Origin of the sequence: Neorhizobium galegae, assembly GCF_017877055.1 — a bacterium.
GTDB lineage: Bacteria > Pseudomonadota > Alphaproteobacteria > Rhizobiales > Rhizobiaceae > Neorhizobium > Neorhizobium galegae_D.
Window position 1 is genome coordinate 874,601 of the sequence record NZ_JAGIPG010000002.1, and the last position, 15,519, is coordinate 890,119.

At 60.8% G+C, this 15,519-nt stretch carries 11 protein-coding genes; 7 read left to right on the forward strand and 4 right to left on the reverse strand.

The annotated features are described in order from the left end of the window. Nucleotides 1-23: 23 nt before the first annotated feature. Nucleotides 24-1,838, reverse strand: a complete 1,815-nt coding sequence (mutL, locus tag J2857_RS14490) for a DNA mismatch repair endonuclease MutL (protein WP_210010828.1) — start codon at nucleotides 1,836-1,838, stop codon at nucleotides 24-26. 361 nt (nucleotides 1,839-2,199) lie between these two features. Between mutL and J2857_RS14495 the strand changes: the two genes are divergently transcribed. Both J2857_RS14495 and J2857_RS14500 read left to right on the forward strand, forming a co-directional pair. Then, on the forward strand, nucleotides 2,200-3,873 hold the full coding sequence (locus J2857_RS14495) for a response regulator (protein WP_210010829.1): 1,674 nt from the start codon (nucleotides 2,200-2,202) through the stop codon (nucleotides 3,871-3,873). Between the two features lie 100 nt (nucleotides 3,874-3,973). After that, a complete protein-coding gene (locus tag J2857_RS14500; protein ID WP_210010830.1) occupies nucleotides 3,974-5,329 on the forward strand; it encodes a putative bifunctional diguanylate cyclase/phosphodiesterase in 1,356 nt (451 codons plus the stop codon). Between the two features lie 12 nt (nucleotides 5,330-5,341). Here J2857_RS14500 and J2857_RS14505 read toward each other — a convergent pair whose 3' ends face one another. The 3 genes from J2857_RS14505 to J2857_RS14515 all read right to left on the reverse strand — a co-directional run bounded on the left by J2857_RS14505 (nucleotide 5,342) and on the right by J2857_RS14515 (nucleotide 8,194). Beyond that, nucleotides 5,342-6,238 carry a thermonuclease family protein gene (locus J2857_RS14505; protein WP_210010831.1) on the reverse strand — a complete coding sequence of 299 codons (897 nt, stop codon included), beginning with the start codon at nucleotides 6,236-6,238 and terminating at the stop codon, nucleotides 5,342-5,344. A gap of 267 nt (nucleotides 6,239-6,505) precedes the next feature. Further along, nucleotides 6,506-7,123: a PRC-barrel domain-containing protein gene (locus J2857_RS14510; RefSeq protein ID WP_210010832.1), complete on the reverse strand. Its 618-nt coding sequence runs from the start codon at nucleotides 7,121-7,123 to the stop codon at nucleotides 6,506-6,508. Between the two features lie 189 nt (nucleotides 7,124-7,312). Then, complete coding sequence (locus tag J2857_RS14515) at nucleotides 7,313-8,194, reverse strand: SMP-30/gluconolactonase/LRE family protein (protein WP_210010833.1); 882 nt, start codon at nucleotides 8,192-8,194, stop codon at nucleotides 7,313-7,315. Between the two features lie 407 nt (nucleotides 8,195-8,601). Between J2857_RS14515 and J2857_RS14520 the strand changes: the two genes are divergently transcribed. From J2857_RS14520 to J2857_RS14540, 5 genes are all read left to right on the forward strand, one after another. After that, a complete protein-coding gene (locus J2857_RS14520) occupies nucleotides 8,602-9,333 on the forward strand; it encodes a helix-turn-helix transcriptional regulator (RefSeq protein ID WP_210011678.1) in 732 nt (243 codons plus the stop codon). Nucleotides 9,334-9,709: 376 nt separating this feature from the next. Next, entirely contained in the window at nucleotides 9,710-10,900 is a 1,191-nt protein-coding gene (gene apbC / locus J2857_RS14525) for an iron-sulfur cluster carrier protein ApbC (protein WP_210010834.1), read from the forward strand. A gap of 309 nt (nucleotides 10,901-11,209) precedes the next feature. Next, nucleotides 11,210-12,181, forward strand: coding sequence for a magnesium transporter CorA family protein (locus J2857_RS14530; RefSeq protein ID WP_373426717.1), 972 nt, complete (start codon nucleotides 11,210-11,212; stop codon nucleotides 12,179-12,181). Between the two features lie 14 nt (nucleotides 12,182-12,195). Next, nucleotides 12,196-14,097: a potassium transporter Kup gene (locus J2857_RS14535; RefSeq protein WP_210010835.1), complete on the forward strand. Its 1,902-nt coding sequence runs from the start codon at nucleotides 12,196-12,198 to the stop codon at nucleotides 14,095-14,097. Nucleotides 14,098-14,266: 169 nt separating this feature from the next. Further along, nucleotides 14,267-15,424: a cell wall hydrolase gene (locus tag J2857_RS14540; protein ID WP_306864000.1), complete on the forward strand. Its 1,158-nt coding sequence runs from the start codon at nucleotides 14,267-14,269 to the stop codon at nucleotides 15,422-15,424. Nucleotides 15,425-15,519 lie beyond the last annotated feature (95 nt).

The window sequence follows — 15,519 nt, forward strand, 5'->3', positions numbered from 1 at the left end:
TTGTGCCTGAATTGCCAGCTTTTTCAGCTTCGGCCGAAGAGCCGTTCGATGTCGGAAAGCTTGAGTTCGATATAGGTTGGCCGGCCGTGATTGCAGGTGCCGGAGCCGGGCGTGGCCTCCATTTCCCGCAAAAGCGCATTCATCTCCTCCGGCCGCAGCCGCCGGCCGGAACGCACCGAGCCGTGGCAGGCCATGGTGGCGGCGACATATTCGAGCTTGCCGCGCAGGCCCCCGGCCGTGTTCCACTCGGCGATCTCGTCGGCAAGATCGCGGACCATCGAGGCTGCATCGACTTCGCCGAGCATGGCAGGCGTCTCGCGCACTGCGACAGCACCGGGGCCGAACCGTTCGATCGCCAGGCCCAGCCGGTCGAGCTCCGTCGCATTTGCCATCAGCCGGTCGCAATCCTCTTCCGGCAGGTCGATGATCTCGGGGATCAGGAGGACCTGGCTCGCCAGCCGCTTGTTGTCGAGCGCCTTGCGCATCGCCTCGAACACCAGCCGTTCATGGGCGGCATGCTGATCGACGATGACCAGCCCGTCCTCGGTCTGCGCGACGATATAGTTTTCGTGGACCTGCGCCCGCGCGGCACCCAGACGATAACGCGGTGCCTCTTCGGCAGCCGTCCTCGGAGCGGGTTCCGCGATCGACGCATCGGCGCGTGCGGCCGGCATGGTCAGCACGTCGAAACCGGATTGCACCTGCTCGGCAAAGTCGTTGGCTGGCTGGGGATAAAGCGGCCTGGATGGCGAAGAGGCCGCTGCCCAGGGGGTGCGCGGCGCCGCCTGAGCCGGCTGGAAGCCGGGGCGGAAAGCGCGCATCATGCCTGATGTCCCGGTCGTCGCCGCTCGGTCGCCTTCGCGATGCAGCGCCTCGCGGATCGCCCCGACGATCAGGCCCCGCACCAGGCCCGGATCGCGAAAGCGCACGTCGGATTTGGCCGGATGCACGTTGACGTCCACCAGCGCCGGATCGAGCGTGATCGACAGGACCGCGACAGGATAACGGCCGGAGGGTACGCTTTCCGCATAGGCGCCGCGCAGGGCCGACAGGATCAGCTTGTCCTGCACTGGCCGTCCGTTGACGAAGGCATATTGATGCGCCGAGTTGCCGCGATGGAAAGTCGGCACCCCGACGAAGCCGGAGAGCCCGACATCTTCGCGCATCGCGTCGATCTCGATCGCGTTGTCGCGGAAATCGGTACCAAGGATCTGCGCCATGCGGGCGAGGTGGTCGTCGCCGGTTGCCGGGAATTCCAGCGTGGTGCGGTCAGAGCCTGACAGCACGAAGCGGATCTGCGGGAAGGCGATCGCCATGCGTTTCACCACCTCGGTGATAGCGCCGGCCTCGGCCTTTTCAGTCTTGAGAAATTTCAGCCGCGCCGGCGTCGCGAAAAAGATGTCGCGCACCTCGACGACTGTGCCGGTATTGGCGGGCGCCGGTTTCACGCCGGACATCTTGCCGCCGATCACCGCCACCTGCGATCCTTCCGAATGACCGTTGCGGCGGCTGGTGATGGTGAGTTTCGCCACCGAACCGATCGAGGGCAGGGCCTCGCCGCGGAAGCCGAGCGTGCGGATGTCGTCGAGCGTCTCGGATATTTTCGATGTGCAGTGCCGCCGTACCGCAAGATCGAGATCGGCCGCATCCATGCCGGAGCCGTTGTCGGTGATGCGGATCAGGCTTTTGCCGCCGCCGGCGGTGGCGATCTCGATGCGGGTCGCGCCGGCATCGATAGCGTTTTCGATCAGTTCCTTCGCGGCGCTGGCGGGCCTTTCGATGACTTCGCCGGCAGCAATCTGGTTGATCAGGGTCTCGGGCAACTGTTTGACGGACATGAGCCATTTTCCCGGATTCGGCGCCGGAAGGAAAGCCCGGATCGTACCTTTCCCAAACCGATGGAATGACATCCAGGGTTGATGCACGGCTGTTCATTAATCCGGCTTTAAGATAAAGGCGATAATTTGTCCCGTATTGACCTTGGATGAAACCGGGGAGGCGCCAGCTTCCCGCGGGTGATCGGAATGGCGGCCAGCTGGGCACCGTCATGCGAGCCCTGATTACTCGTTGAGGACTTGGAGCCAGCATGTTCCCGCGCCGACCAGACGAAAACTAGAAGGAATAACGCCGAGAGGCGAATATCGGCATTACGGCCCGGCCTTTATCCGGTCCGAAAAAGCATACGGGGAGTCCCATCCTATGAATGATTTGGCGTCGGCGGACGCAAACATTCAAGCTGTCATGCTCGAAGTGATTTCCGAGGGCATTTCGGGCGGTGTATTTGTCTACGACAAGAATGACCTGATCGTCTTTGCGAGCCAGCAATTGCTGACCCTCCTGCCGGTCCCCAAGACCTTTCTGACCCCCGGTACACGCCTTCGGGACTTCCTCGGGGCCATTTACGATGGCGGCGGGCGGTTCCTGGCCGAGACCTCCGGACCGCGCCGGATGCTGAGCCGTGAGGATTGGGTTGCCGAGCAGATCGCCACTCTCTGGAAGGAACGGGCCGAGTCGCAGGAACGTCGCGGCACCGATCGCTGGCTGAGCTTCACCAAGCGCCGCCTGTCGTCCGGTTACGGCGTCTGCGTCATCAGGGATATCTCGGATCACAAGAAACGCGAGGAGCAGTGGCGTGCCGACATGGAACGGGTGCAGATCACCGAAGAGGTGCTCGACAACCTGCCGTTCCCAATTACCGTCAAGGACAGCAGTCTGACCTTCGTCGCCGTCAACAAGATGGCCGCGAGCTTCCTCGATATGCCGCCAGAGGCGATTCTCGGTCGCAAGGGATCCGATGTTCATCCCCCGCAGGTCGAACAGCGCCTAGACCGTATCAATCGCGGGGTCCTCGATCTTGGCGAGCCCCAGCAGATGTCCGAACTGGTGATCCGGCCGGACGGCTCGCAGGTCGTCATCATCGCCAACAAATACCGTATCGGAAAACCGGGCCGGTATTACCTGGTCACCGCCATGGAAGACATTACTGGCCTGGTCGCAACCGATGGAGACGGCGAGCAGATCAAGCCCCGCATGAGCCGGGGCGGTTTGATCACCACTTCGCTGGCCCGGCAGGAGCGCGACGTACCGGGGAAGGCGGCGATTGCGTCCGATACGAGCAGTCTTCCCCGCCGCAAGGTCCTTGTCGCCTCCTCCGATCCGCGGACGGGTGCCGAGGCTCTGGAAATTCTCGCCGATCTGGGATTTGACACCTCTTCGGTTTCAGACGGTGAGGAACTGGAACTCTTCCTGCAGCTCGCAGAAGAAGCCGGTATCGCAATCGATCTCGTCGTCGTCGATACGCTGGCCGGCAAGCACTGCCTTGAAATCGTCCAGCGGCAAGGCATAGCTGCATTGGCGATCGATGGCTTCCGGGTGAAGCGAGAACTCGCCGCCGCCGTCACGCGTCAGTTCAGCCAGCCCGCGACGACTGAAGTCGGGTCAAAAGAGGATTGGCATACCGCCTCGCAAGCCGGCGAAAACGCGGCCATCGACATCCTGGTCGCCGAAGACAACGGAGTGAACCAGATCGTCTTTTCGCAGATCCTCGAGGGCTTGGGTTATCGTTATGCGATCGCCGCCGACGGCGAAGAAGCGGTCCGGCTCTGGCAGGAGCGGTCGCCGCGGCTGATCCTGATGGACATCACCCTGCCGAAGCTGAGCGGTTTCGAGGCAAGCGTCCGCATCCGGAACCTCGAGACGATCGAAAACTCCATTCCGATCATCGGCGTACTTCCCCAGGCCTTCGACTACGATCGCGACCAATGTTTCGCCTCCGGCATGAACGAGGTGATCCTCAAGCCGATAAGCCCCGAGGCGCTGGAAGCCGTCTTTCAGACATTTCTCGGCATCTCCGCAAGGCAGTCGTATGCTTAACCGATTAATCAATCCGTTCATGTAAGTTAAGCCAGGGCCATGATTTTTTAATCTTTTTCCCGCATCCTGCGCCGGTCTGTGAAGCGCAACGGGATTATTCATGAAGTCGGCGGGAAACCCATTGCCGCAGGTCAGCCAGAATGAACTGCAGGCGATGGCCTACAGTGACGCCCTGACGGGTCTTGGAAACCGATACCGCCTGCGCGATAAGGTGCGCGTGCTGGCCGCCGAGCGAGCTCAGGATCCTGCACCCTTTACCATCTGCATTGCCAATCTCGACGGTTTCAAGCCGATCAACGATCTGTTCGGCGCCGAAGCGGGCGACGAAATCCTCTGCCAGGTCGCCCATCGCCTGAAAGCCTGCATTCCGGACGGCGCGACCGTCACCCGCCATGACGGCGACGAATTTGCCTTCATCCTGCCTCTGGTCTTCGAGCGCATCGGGGCTGAGCGTATCGGCCAGATGATCAAGGACGTCCTGTCCGCCCCCTACGATCTCGGCGACCGCAACGTTCGCCTTTCGGCCTCCTTCGGCTTTGCGATCTATCCTTTCGCCGGCGAGGATTTCGAGGAACTGCTGAAAAGCGCCGAAACCGCGCTCTACCGCTCGAAACGCCGCGGCCGCGGACAGATCACCGTCTACTCCCGCGAGATCGCCCAGGAGATGAAGCGGGCGACACAGCTGGAACAGGCGCTTCGCAACGCCATCATCGCCGATGCCGTGGATGTCCATTTTCAGCCGATCGTGCGCATCAGCGATGGCGGAGTGGTCGGTTTCGAGGCGCTCGCGCGCTGGATCGATGCCGATCTCGGCTTCGTCTCGCCCGCGGTTTTTGTGCCCCTTGCCGAAGAGCGCGGTTTTATTGACGCGCTTTCTGAAACGTTACTGCACAAGGCTGCGGAGGCGGCACTCTCCTGGCCGCGCGAGCTTTTCCTCTCCTTCAACCTCTCTTCAGCGCAGCTGATGGACCCCGGCACAACCGAGACCATCCTCGCGACCCTGGCACGCGTTGGCCTTGATCCCCACCGGCTGGAGCTGGAAATTACCGAAACGGCGGTGATGACCTCGGCCGATACGGCGCAGCGCATCATTACCGATCTCCGCCAGCAGGGCGTGCGCATCTCGCTCGACGATTTCGGCACGGGCCAGTCGAGCCTGGGGCGGTTGCGCGACTTCACCTTCGACAAGGTGAAGATCGACCGTGCCTTCGTCTCGCGCATCACCACGGACCGCGCATCGGAACACATCGTCAAGGCGATCATCGCCATGTGCGACGGCCTCAATCTGGCCGTGGTAGCGGAAGGCATCGAGGAAAAGGCCGATGCGGACAAGCTTAACGAGCTCGGCTGCGCGATGGGACAGGGCTATTATTACGGCAGACCGGCCGATAGCGCCGTCACCATGCGCTACCTCCAGGAACACTACCGCGACTTCATGACCATCGAACGGGCTTGAAGCGCTCCCCTCCTAGAGAGCGGGCTCTATTTCCTTGACCATCGCCCTGAATTCCCCGCCCGGCCGTTCCGGCATCGGATCGAATACAAGGTCCTCCGGCTTGCGCGTCAGACGTATCTGGTCGCCGACCTCCTCGATGAACGTATCGAAATGCGTGTAGTTAAGCTCGACAAGGTCGAGAACGGGTTCCTCGTTGAGCTCCAATGCGGCCTTGAAGCCTCTGATCGTTCCCGCCTCAGCCACATAGTCCGACGCGCGACGAAAGAGTTTCGGCATCAGCACGAGCGTTTCCGTCAAGGATCCGATGTTTTCGATGGTAGATAGGGTATTGGTGCGGTCGACGGCGTATACTCCCCGGTTTGCGGCGCGGGCTTGCTGGACTGTCTGGGTCAGCGCCGTGCGCAATTCGCCGAAAAGCGTTTGGTAATAGGTGGGGAAAGCCAGTCCTTCCGACAGCATGAACCGGTTGAGGCTTGCTTCGAGCATGGCAGGTCGAAGGAATACGTCGGAGCCGCTGGAGCTGGATGGCGCGCCAGGGAAGAGGAAAGCGATGATGCGTCCGAACTTGTCGGTAGCGCGAGCGAGAATATAGCCCTCGACCCCATCCCTGGCTGAAAGCACGCTTGATTGATTGGTGTCCCAAACGACGTCGCTTATGCCGAGAAAGCCAAGGAGGGCGTTGCGAGCCTCGTTTGCCAGCGCCAAAGGCTGGTGTCGGCCGCCATAATGGGTTTCCAGAGCATCGATACCCTCGACGCGCACGCTCGTATGCCCGCGAGCATTCACCTTGGCTGGAACGCCCTGGAGAAGCGCCAGCTCTGAAAGGTCATTCGGCGCAAATCGAATTGTGTCCCCGTCGGGAGAATAGTTCACGCAATGAAATTTACCGGCAATAACGAAGAATGGCATGTTGAACCCCTCGCTCCCGCAGGCGTGCATTATTAATTGTGATGCAACCGGATGTAAATACTTCCTCGCAGCGTTCAATCGCAGTTACGATGGCGCGGGCGTGGAAGGTTGCCGGAAGCCGCGGAGCGCCTCCAGGATGTGAAGCGCTAGTCATTCGGCCGTTCAGATGCGTCTTCTTCTCAATGCAAAAAGGGGCGGCACCCGTGGTACCGCCCCGTTTCGGGTGACGACGTGTCGCCCGTTCCGGACCCTTGGCCGACCGAGCGGTTATTTGCTCGGGGCAGCCGGTGTCGTCGACGGGTTAGTGGCGCCGCCTGCAGGCATCGAGGTGCCGGTGGAGGACGTGGTTGTCCGGTCGGTTTCCGCCTGCTTGTCTGCCAGGGTCTTAAATTCCGGAGCGGCCTGAAGGGCTTCTGCCGTTTCCGTGGTGGTCAGACGGACTTCGTTTTTGTTTTCCGCATCACGTGTCATGGTGATCTTGTCCATCGGAAGAGCAACTTCCTTCTCACCGATGCCGAGGAAGCCGCCGACGCCGATCACAGCAGCAACGATGCCGCCGTCTTCTTCAAGAATGAGGTCGTTGACGTCTCCGATGCTCTTGTTTTCGGCGTTGTAGATCGACTTGCCGATATAATCATTGGCGCTGATCTGGGTTTCCGCCTGTTCGGTCAGGTAACCGCCGGAAGCAGCTGCGGTGGCGGTGCCGGTCTTCGGAGCCGGCGTTGCGGCGCTGTCAGCCGGTTTCGCAGCCGGGGCCATCGGGGCGGCGGGGGCTGCCGGAGCCGGGGAGGCCGGCGCCGCCGGCTGGGTCTGGGCAAATGCCGGTGCAATGGCGGTGGACGCCAAAAGAACAACGGCTGCCATCGTGCTAAGGGTCTTCTTCATAACGAACCTACCTTCCTCTGCTCAACTTTATCTGTGAACACGCGGCCGCTCCGATGGAGCTCTCCGACCGCGCTGGTTCGAGAGGAGAATGTTATGAAGACCGATTGGTTCCGGGCATGATTGCTGAAAATTTAGGCGTTTGAGCTGGAACTTTTTTGTGTTTTGCTAGTTTGGCACACCTTTGCATTTTCAGAGGCGATAAACGGGCTCCGGATCGCATTGAATGGAAACGGCGATTTCGAACAGCGAACCGGCGAGCGGATCGGCAGTGAGAGCGGCCTCGTCCAGTCCCTCCCGGGCCGAAGTCACGGCCAGCCGGCCCTTGCCGATGAAGGCAGGGCAGGTGGTGCGTTTCGCTGGCAGCAGGTGACGCGACAGATGCCGCCCGTCAGCCGAATAATGGTCGACGGCGCCCTCGCCCCAGCGGGCGTTCCAGATCGTTCCGTCGCTGGCGCAGATCGACCCGTCGATGCCGCCCGGCCTGCCGTTCTCGTCGATCAGGAGCTCAGCTTCGCCGTTTGGCAGGCCTGTCGCAGGGTCGAGGGACACACGCATCAACCGGTTAACGCGCGTGTCTGTGTAATAACCGATCGCACCATCGGGCGAGAAGCAGATCGAGTTGGGGATGCTGATGCGGTCGAACAGCTTTGTCACCTCGCCCTGGCGGACATGATAGATAGCACCGGCGTTGTCCTCGGCCTTCCTTCCCATCGTTCCGATCCAGAGGCTGCCGGAGGGGTGTACCCTTCCGTCGTTCGAGCGGTTGCCTGGCTTTTCCGGCTCCAGTTCGCGATAGAGGGATAGCCCGCCGGTCGCGCGGTCACGGATGAAGATCCCCTTGTCGCTCGCAATCAGCTGTCGGGCGGCGTCGATCGAGGCAAGCGCACTGCCCATCACCGGCAACGCATGCACGATCTCCCGCCCGGTCGGCAGATGCAATTCGTGCAATCCCTTGCCGAGAATATCGAACCACCAGAGCGTTTCCGTTTCCGACTCGAAGGAGGGGCCTTCTCCGAGTTCGCAGAGGGAGGAAGAAAGGACACGGCCTTCGAAAGCGTGTGTGGTCGCCACTTGAAATCTCCAATTGCATGCCGAGGGGATCGATTAGTATCATCGACAGGCGAGAGTCGGCAAACTCCCGGCATAGGTGATTTGATCCCCAACAATTATCTCCTGACAAACGGCTGGAGGCATGCAAAGGTTTGCAAATCCGAGTAGATGTCACCATTGTCCGAAGTTGATATTTGAGGTCACCATTTTCTCGGAATTGATAATAACCACAAATTTAGCATCTAATTAAAATCTGAAATAGTAGCCTCCACCACGAAGGCACGTTCGGCGGGAACTATCCGGGCAAATCCGGAGAGCCTTTTCCGTTCTAAGCGTCGGAGGCGGGTAACGCGAAGGACCGGATTGGGCGGATGCATGGGAAATACCAGGAATCGCTCGACGCGACCCGGCGGGCAGAGAAGCAGATGATGGCCAATACCGAGAAAGCAGAAGAACCTCGTGTCTTTGGCGGAAGTGTCGGAGAAATTGCTGATCTCAAGACACAGTTCGACGTGTTCCGGTTCATGAAGCGGACAGCGGGACACTACGGCTGCCGCGCCTTCATGGTCCTCAACCTGCCTCACGCCACGTCCCTCGAATTATCGAACAACACGGTAATTACCAACTGGCCTGCGGAACTGATGTCTCTTTTCGACCGCGAAGGCATGATGCAGACCAGCCCCGTGCTTCGGCGGCTGCGCGTCTCTACGATCCCGTTCACCTTCGATCTAGATACGGTGCCGCCCGAGCGGCAAGGACCGGTCGTGCGCGGCATGTTCGGAAGGTTCGGTCTCGTCCGTGGCGCTTATTTTCCGGTCCATGACATGTCCGGCAGCCGCGGTGCCGTTTCTTTTGCAGGCGATGGCCTGCTGTTCAACCACCAGCAGATGATGGAGTTGATGTACATCTCCATCCACGTCTTCGAGCGCCTGGCGGAAATCCGCAACCTCGATGTGCGCACCACGGACGTGCTGACCGACCGCGAGATCGACTGCCTCAACTGGACGGCCGCCGGCAAGACCAGCGCGGAGATCGCAGAAATCCTCGGCCTCTCCGAACATACGGTCAACCATTACCTCAATCGGGCGGCCAAGAAGCTGGACACGGTCAACCGCACACAGGCAGTCGCCAAGGCGCTCAGAATCGGTTTGATCAAATAACCAAATCGAGTGCTGCAGTGCACAAAATTTCACCACTGCTCAAGCATTGACTGGTGCAAAATATGCTGTCTGTCAGGGGATGCTGCGCCGCAGCAGGGCCTTTGGCCGGAAGTGGTTGAAAAAGCTCATCAATAGGAAGTATCTTCCCGTCTGGCATGTTTCGTGCTTCTGTAGGGGCAGGTCCAGAGGGGACTGCAAGCGCCCCAAGAGGCGTGACAAGAAAAGCTGCCGTTCGATCAGTGCGCCACATGGCTGCCGATCGAACGGCGGTTTATCTTGCTTGCTCCCGGCAATGCCGAACTCCTATATATCTGCGAACGCGACATCCCGTTTCGAGGGATCGGTATCGCATCAGGCATTTGGGAGTTTTGACATCATGGCCGACGTGACCAAAGAGGAAGTTCTGGCGGTTCTGGCGAAGGTGCGCGGACCGGACCTCGAAGGCGATATCGTCTCGCGCGGCATGGTCTCGGACGTCTTCATCTCCGAAAACAAGGTCTATTTCTCGATTACAGTCCCGGCAGCGCGGGCAAACGAGTTGGAGCCGTTGCGGGTGGCTGCGGAACGCACCGTCAAGGCAATGCCAGGCGTCAAGGGAGCGCTGGTGACGCTGACGGCGGACCGCAAGGCGGGCTCCGCTCCGCCGCCGCGTCCGCAGCCCGCCGCTCCGGCCGTCCATTCGCATTCGCATGGGCACGCCCATGATCACGGCCATAGCCATCCGCCCCAAGGCCAGCAGCCGGCCCAACCGCCGCAGCGGGAAAAGCCTGGTGTCCCGGGTGTCGGTGCCATCATCGCAGTGGCGTCCGGCAAGGGCGGCGTCGGCAAGTCGACGACGGCGGTCAATCTCGCCCTCGGGCTTCAGGCGAACGGCCTGCGGGTCGGCATTCTCGATGCCGATATCTATGGGCCTTCCGTGCCGCGCCTCCTGAAGATCACCGGCCGTCCGCAGCAGATCGAAAACCGCATCATCAAGCCGATGGAGAATTACGGGCTGAAGGCCATGTCGATGGGCTTCCTCGTTGATGAGGAGACGGCGATGATCTGGCGTGGGCCGATGGTCCAGTCGGCGCTCCTGCAGATGCTGCGCGAAGTCGCCTGGGGAGACCTCGACGTGCTCGTCGTCGACATGCCGCCGGGCACCGGCGATGTTCAGCTCACCATGGCCCAGCAGGTGCCTCTGGCCGGCGCAGTGATCGTTTCTACGCCGCAGGACCTGGCGCTTCTCGATGCGCGCAAGGGGATCGCCATGTTCCGAAAGGTCGAGGTGCCGCTGCTCGGCATCGTCGAGAATATGAGCTATTTCCTCGCTCCCGATACCGGCAAGCGCTACGACATCTTCGGCCATGGCGGCGCGAGAAGCGAGGCGGAGCGGATCGGCGTGCCGTTCCTGGGCGAGGTTCCGTTGACGATCGACATCCGCGAGCGTTCCGATGCAGGCACCCCCGTCGTCGCCTCCGATCCGGAAGGAGCCTCGGCAAAGATCTACCGTGAGATTGCCGCAAGGGTCTGGGCCGAGCTTGGTGGCCTCACTCCGCGACCGGCGCCGGCAATCGTTTTCGAATAAAAATTCGCATATATGTTCCTCAACATTTCGGAATACCTCCCTCGCGCCGATGGACAGGCACTTTGGCGGCGGTTTCCGGCCAAGGCTTTGATGTAGGCCGCGAATCGTCTTACCGCCGAAGCCCCCTTGAACATATTTGACGCGGGAGTCATGTTGCGGTGCCCGATGAGAGATTTATACGCCTCTTGATTTTGACTATGGCTGTCTCTATAGGCCCGTCCCGCCGGGACTGGCCGGCAGTCCCGGAACCCGGGAACCGGCAAGCCCGCTTCTCGTTCAAGGCCGACAGCTTTCGGTCGGAGACCATGATTGATCAATGTCTATAGCGCCACTGGCTCGATGAAGACGCTTGCGCCGGCCGAGGCGCTGCGCCGGCTTCCAGACGACATCGTCTGGATCGACCTGATCGAACCGACGCCGCAGGAAGACGCCTATGTCGAGGGCCTCCTCGGAATTCAAGTCCCGACCCGCGAGGATCTGAAGGACATCGAGCCTTCGAGCCGCCTTTATATCGAGAAGGATTCGGTGTTCATGACCGCATCGCTCGTCTGGCGTGCCGATGGCAAGGATCCGCAGCTCACCGACGTCGCCTTCATCCTGTCCGGCAGCCGGCTGATCACCGTGCGCTATGCCGAGCCGAAAAGCTTCCAGCTGTTCATCGCCAGCTTGAGCCGTCTGCCGGAACCCGGGCGCGATGGTGCCACGTTGCTGGCAAGACTTCTTGAAACCATCGCCGATCGCACGGCCGAAATTCTCGAGCAGACGGTCGATCACGTCGATGCGCTGTCGACGGACATCTTCCGCGACCGCGGCAAGCGCCGCCCGCCGCAGTTCCTGGAACGCAAGCTCGCCGATATCGCCGAATACCACCGGTTGATCAGCAAGGTGCGCGACAGCCTGGGTTCGCTTGCCAGGCTGTTGACCTTTCTGATGAACGTGCCATTGATCAGCCAGGACAAGAGCGACGACAACCTCTGCCGTACCGTTGCGCGGGATGTCGATTCGCTTTCGGAACATGCCTCTTACATCGCCGGCAACATCGCCTTTCTGCTGGATGCTTCGCTCGGGCTGATCAATGTCGAGCAGAACTCCATCATCAAGATATTCTCCATCGCGTCGGTCGTGTTCCTGCCTCCGACGCTCGTTGCCTCGATCTACGGCATGAACTTTAAATTCATGCCGGAACTCGAGTGGCATATCGGATATCCGCTCGCGATCCTGGCGATGCTTCTATCCGCCATCATCCCCTTTTTCTTCTTTCGCTGGAAAGGCTGGCTTTAAGCCGGACATCCCCCATGGGTCACCCCGCTGAACATCACGACGCCGAGAAAACGAAGGTCCAAGGCCTTTTTGCGCTCGCACTCGGCTCCGTCGGCGTCGTCTACGGCGACATCGGCACGAGCCCGCTTTATGCATTCCGCGAGGCTCTGAAGCCGATCGCCCACGACGGCGTCACGGAACTCGAGATCATCGGCCTCATCTCGCTGATGATCTGGACGCTGACGATCATCGTCACGTTCAAATACGTGCTTTTCCTGCTGCGCGCCGACAACGACGGCGAAGGCGGCACGCTCTCGCTCCTTGCGCTTTTGACCAAGACCGCCAATGGCCACAGGGCAACGTTGATGCTGCTCGGCCTCATCGGCGCCGCGCTTTTTCTTGGCGATGCGATGATCACTCCGGCATTGTCGGTCCTGTCCGCGGTCGAGGGTCTGAAGCTGGTGGCGCCGTCGATGAGCAGCGCCGTGGTACCGATCTCGGTCGGCATCCTGATTGGCCTTTTCACCATCCAGTCGAAGGGAACGGGTCTTGTATCGCGCTTCTTCGGGCCGATCACCGCCGTCTGGTTCATCGTCATGGGTGCCGGCGGCGTCGCCCATATATCGGACGATTACAGCATCCTGGCGGCCTTTAATCCGGTCTATGCGGTCGAATTCATGCTGAACGAAAGTTTTGTCGGCATCGTCGTCCTCGGCGCCGTTTTCCTGACGGTTACCGGTGCCGAAGCGCTTTATGCGGACCTTGGCCATTTCGGCCGACGGCCGATCCAGTGGGCATGGTTCACGCTCGTCTTCCCGGCGCTGACGTTGAACTATCTGGGGCAGGGTGCTCTGGTGCTGAAGCACCCGGAAGCGATGTCCGATCCGTTCTACCTGATGTTCCCGCAATGGGCGCTGCTGCCGGTGGTCATTCTCGCGACCGCGGCCACCATCATCGCCAGCCAGGCGGTGATCACCGGTGCTTTCTCGCTGGTCCGCCAGGGGATCCATCTCGGCTATCTGCCGCGCATGCAGATCCTGATCACCTCCGAGACCAATACCGGGCAGATCTTCCTGCCGGGGGTCAACACCCTGCTTCTGGTCGGTGTGAGCGCGCTGGTCCTGGGCTTCGGAAGTTCCGAATCGCTTGCCACCGCCTACGGTATCTCGGTGACCGGCGCCATGGTCGTCACCACGCTGATGGCGTTCGAATTCGTGCGGGTGAAATGGAAATGGCCGCAGACTTTCGCGATCTGCATTCTGGCCCCGCTGCTTGCCCTGGAACTGGTCTTCCTCGGTGCCAACCTTTTGAAGATCCACGACGGCGGCTGGGTTCCGGTCATGATGGCGATCATCTTCACCATCGTCATGTGGACCTGGAAGCGCGGCACCGCGATCCTCTTCGAAAAGACCCGCCGCATCGACGTGCCGCTCGAAACCTTCATTCCGATGGTCGAGAAGAAGAGCGATCATGCGCCGGTATCCGTGCCCGGCGTCGCGATCTTCCTGACCAGCGATCCGGAAACCGCGCCCGCCGCGCTGTTGCACAACATCAAGCACAACCACGTCCTGCACGAAAAGAACGTCGTGCTGACCATCGTCACGGTCAACAAGCCGCGTGTGTCGCTTGAGGAGCGGTTCAAGATCGAGAAGGTCTCGGAGCGGTTCACGCTGATCGAACTGCGCTTCGGCTTCATGCAGTCGCACAATGTCTCGCAGGCGCTCGCCTATCTGCGCAAGACGGGCTTCAAGTTCGACATCATGTCGACCTCTTTCTATCTCGGCCGCCGCAAGTTGGTGCCGGATGCCGAATCCGGCATGCCGATGTGGCAGGACCGGCTGTTCATCGCCATGGCAAACACCGCGACCGACCCGTCCGACTACTTCCACCTGCCGGCCAACCGCGTCGTCGAACTCGGCTCGCATGTCATCATCTGAGGCACGCCATTGGCGTGCCCTTCGCTGACATTGATGTGAATGTGCTAATTCAGGCTGGCTGTCGGGCGTTTTCCGCAGCCGGCGTTAACCGCTCATCAAGGTTAATGATTGATCTTCATCGGGTTCTTGTTGCCCTGTGGAGTTTAAGGTTTTGCGTTCGAAGAGTGTTTTGCGTCGCAAGTCCTCATCCGGACTGAATGGATGGACTTCTCCGGCCGTCTTCGGCCTTGCCTGCTGGCTGGTTTTCCCCTCCGCCCCCGCCCATGGCGATCTCGCCGACCTTCTGACCGGTTTCGACAGCGCCGAACAATGGCGCATGGTGCTGACCGATTCGCCGGCGGGCTCGATCCATCAGGCCTCGCTCGCATTTCCCGGCCTGAAGAACGCGGTTTCCGGCAATGCTGGCCTCGAACTTCCGGACGGCCGCAAGATCGCACTTGTCGACGAGAAAAAATCCTCCGATCCGCGCCCCGATGAAGACCGCGTCAACCGCGCCGCCAAGAAGGGCCGCATTGTCACAATTGAGCCCATGCAGCCGCCCAAGGCCTTTTCTGCCGGTTCCGTGCTGCAACGTTCGAGTTCCCTGACTTTGCCCATCGACAACCCTGATGAACTGGCGAAGTTCGCCAAGGCTGCGAAGGCTGAGAAGCCGGTCGAGCTCGCCTCCTTTTATTTCCGCAAGAAGGACGAGCCGAAGCCTGAGGACGACCTTATGCCGATGATCGCGAGCCTCATCAACAACAATCAGGCCGACGTACTGGCAACCGCCTATGCGCCGGCCCCGGCGCGGGATTTCGCCAAGGAATCGCCCTTCGACGCTATCCTAAAGGAAAAGCCGAGCGCCGGCCGCTTCATTCCGCCGATCGGTCTCGATGATCACGCCTGGGCTGCGACGCCGCTGCCGCCTTCCTCCTTCTCGGCGCGCGAGCAGCAATGCCTCGCCTCCGGCATCTATTTCGAGGCGCGCGGCGAATCCGCCCGCGGCCAGGCGGCGGTCGCCCAGGTGATCCTGAACCGCGTCCGCAATCCGGCCTATCCCGATACGATCTGCGACGTCGTCTACCAGAACGAGGATTGGCGCAACCGCTGCCAGTTCTCCTTTGCCTGCGACAATATCAAGGACCGCATCCGCTCCGAATACCACTGGAAGATGGCACGCGAAGTGGCCATGGCCGTGACCGCCGGCAAGATATGGCTCCCGGAAGTCGGTTCCGCCACGCATTATCATGCCGTCTATGTCCACCCCGACTGGGCGCGCACGATGAAGAAGGTCGGCCGCATCGGCCTGCACGTCTTCTACCGCACCTATGGCGGCGGCTGGAGCTGAGCCGCTTTCTGTCACCGCCACAGGCGGCGATTCCCGCGGCAGTTTTACCCGGCTTCGGTTGTGTTCGTTTTAAGTGATTGAATTTGCTTTGTTAA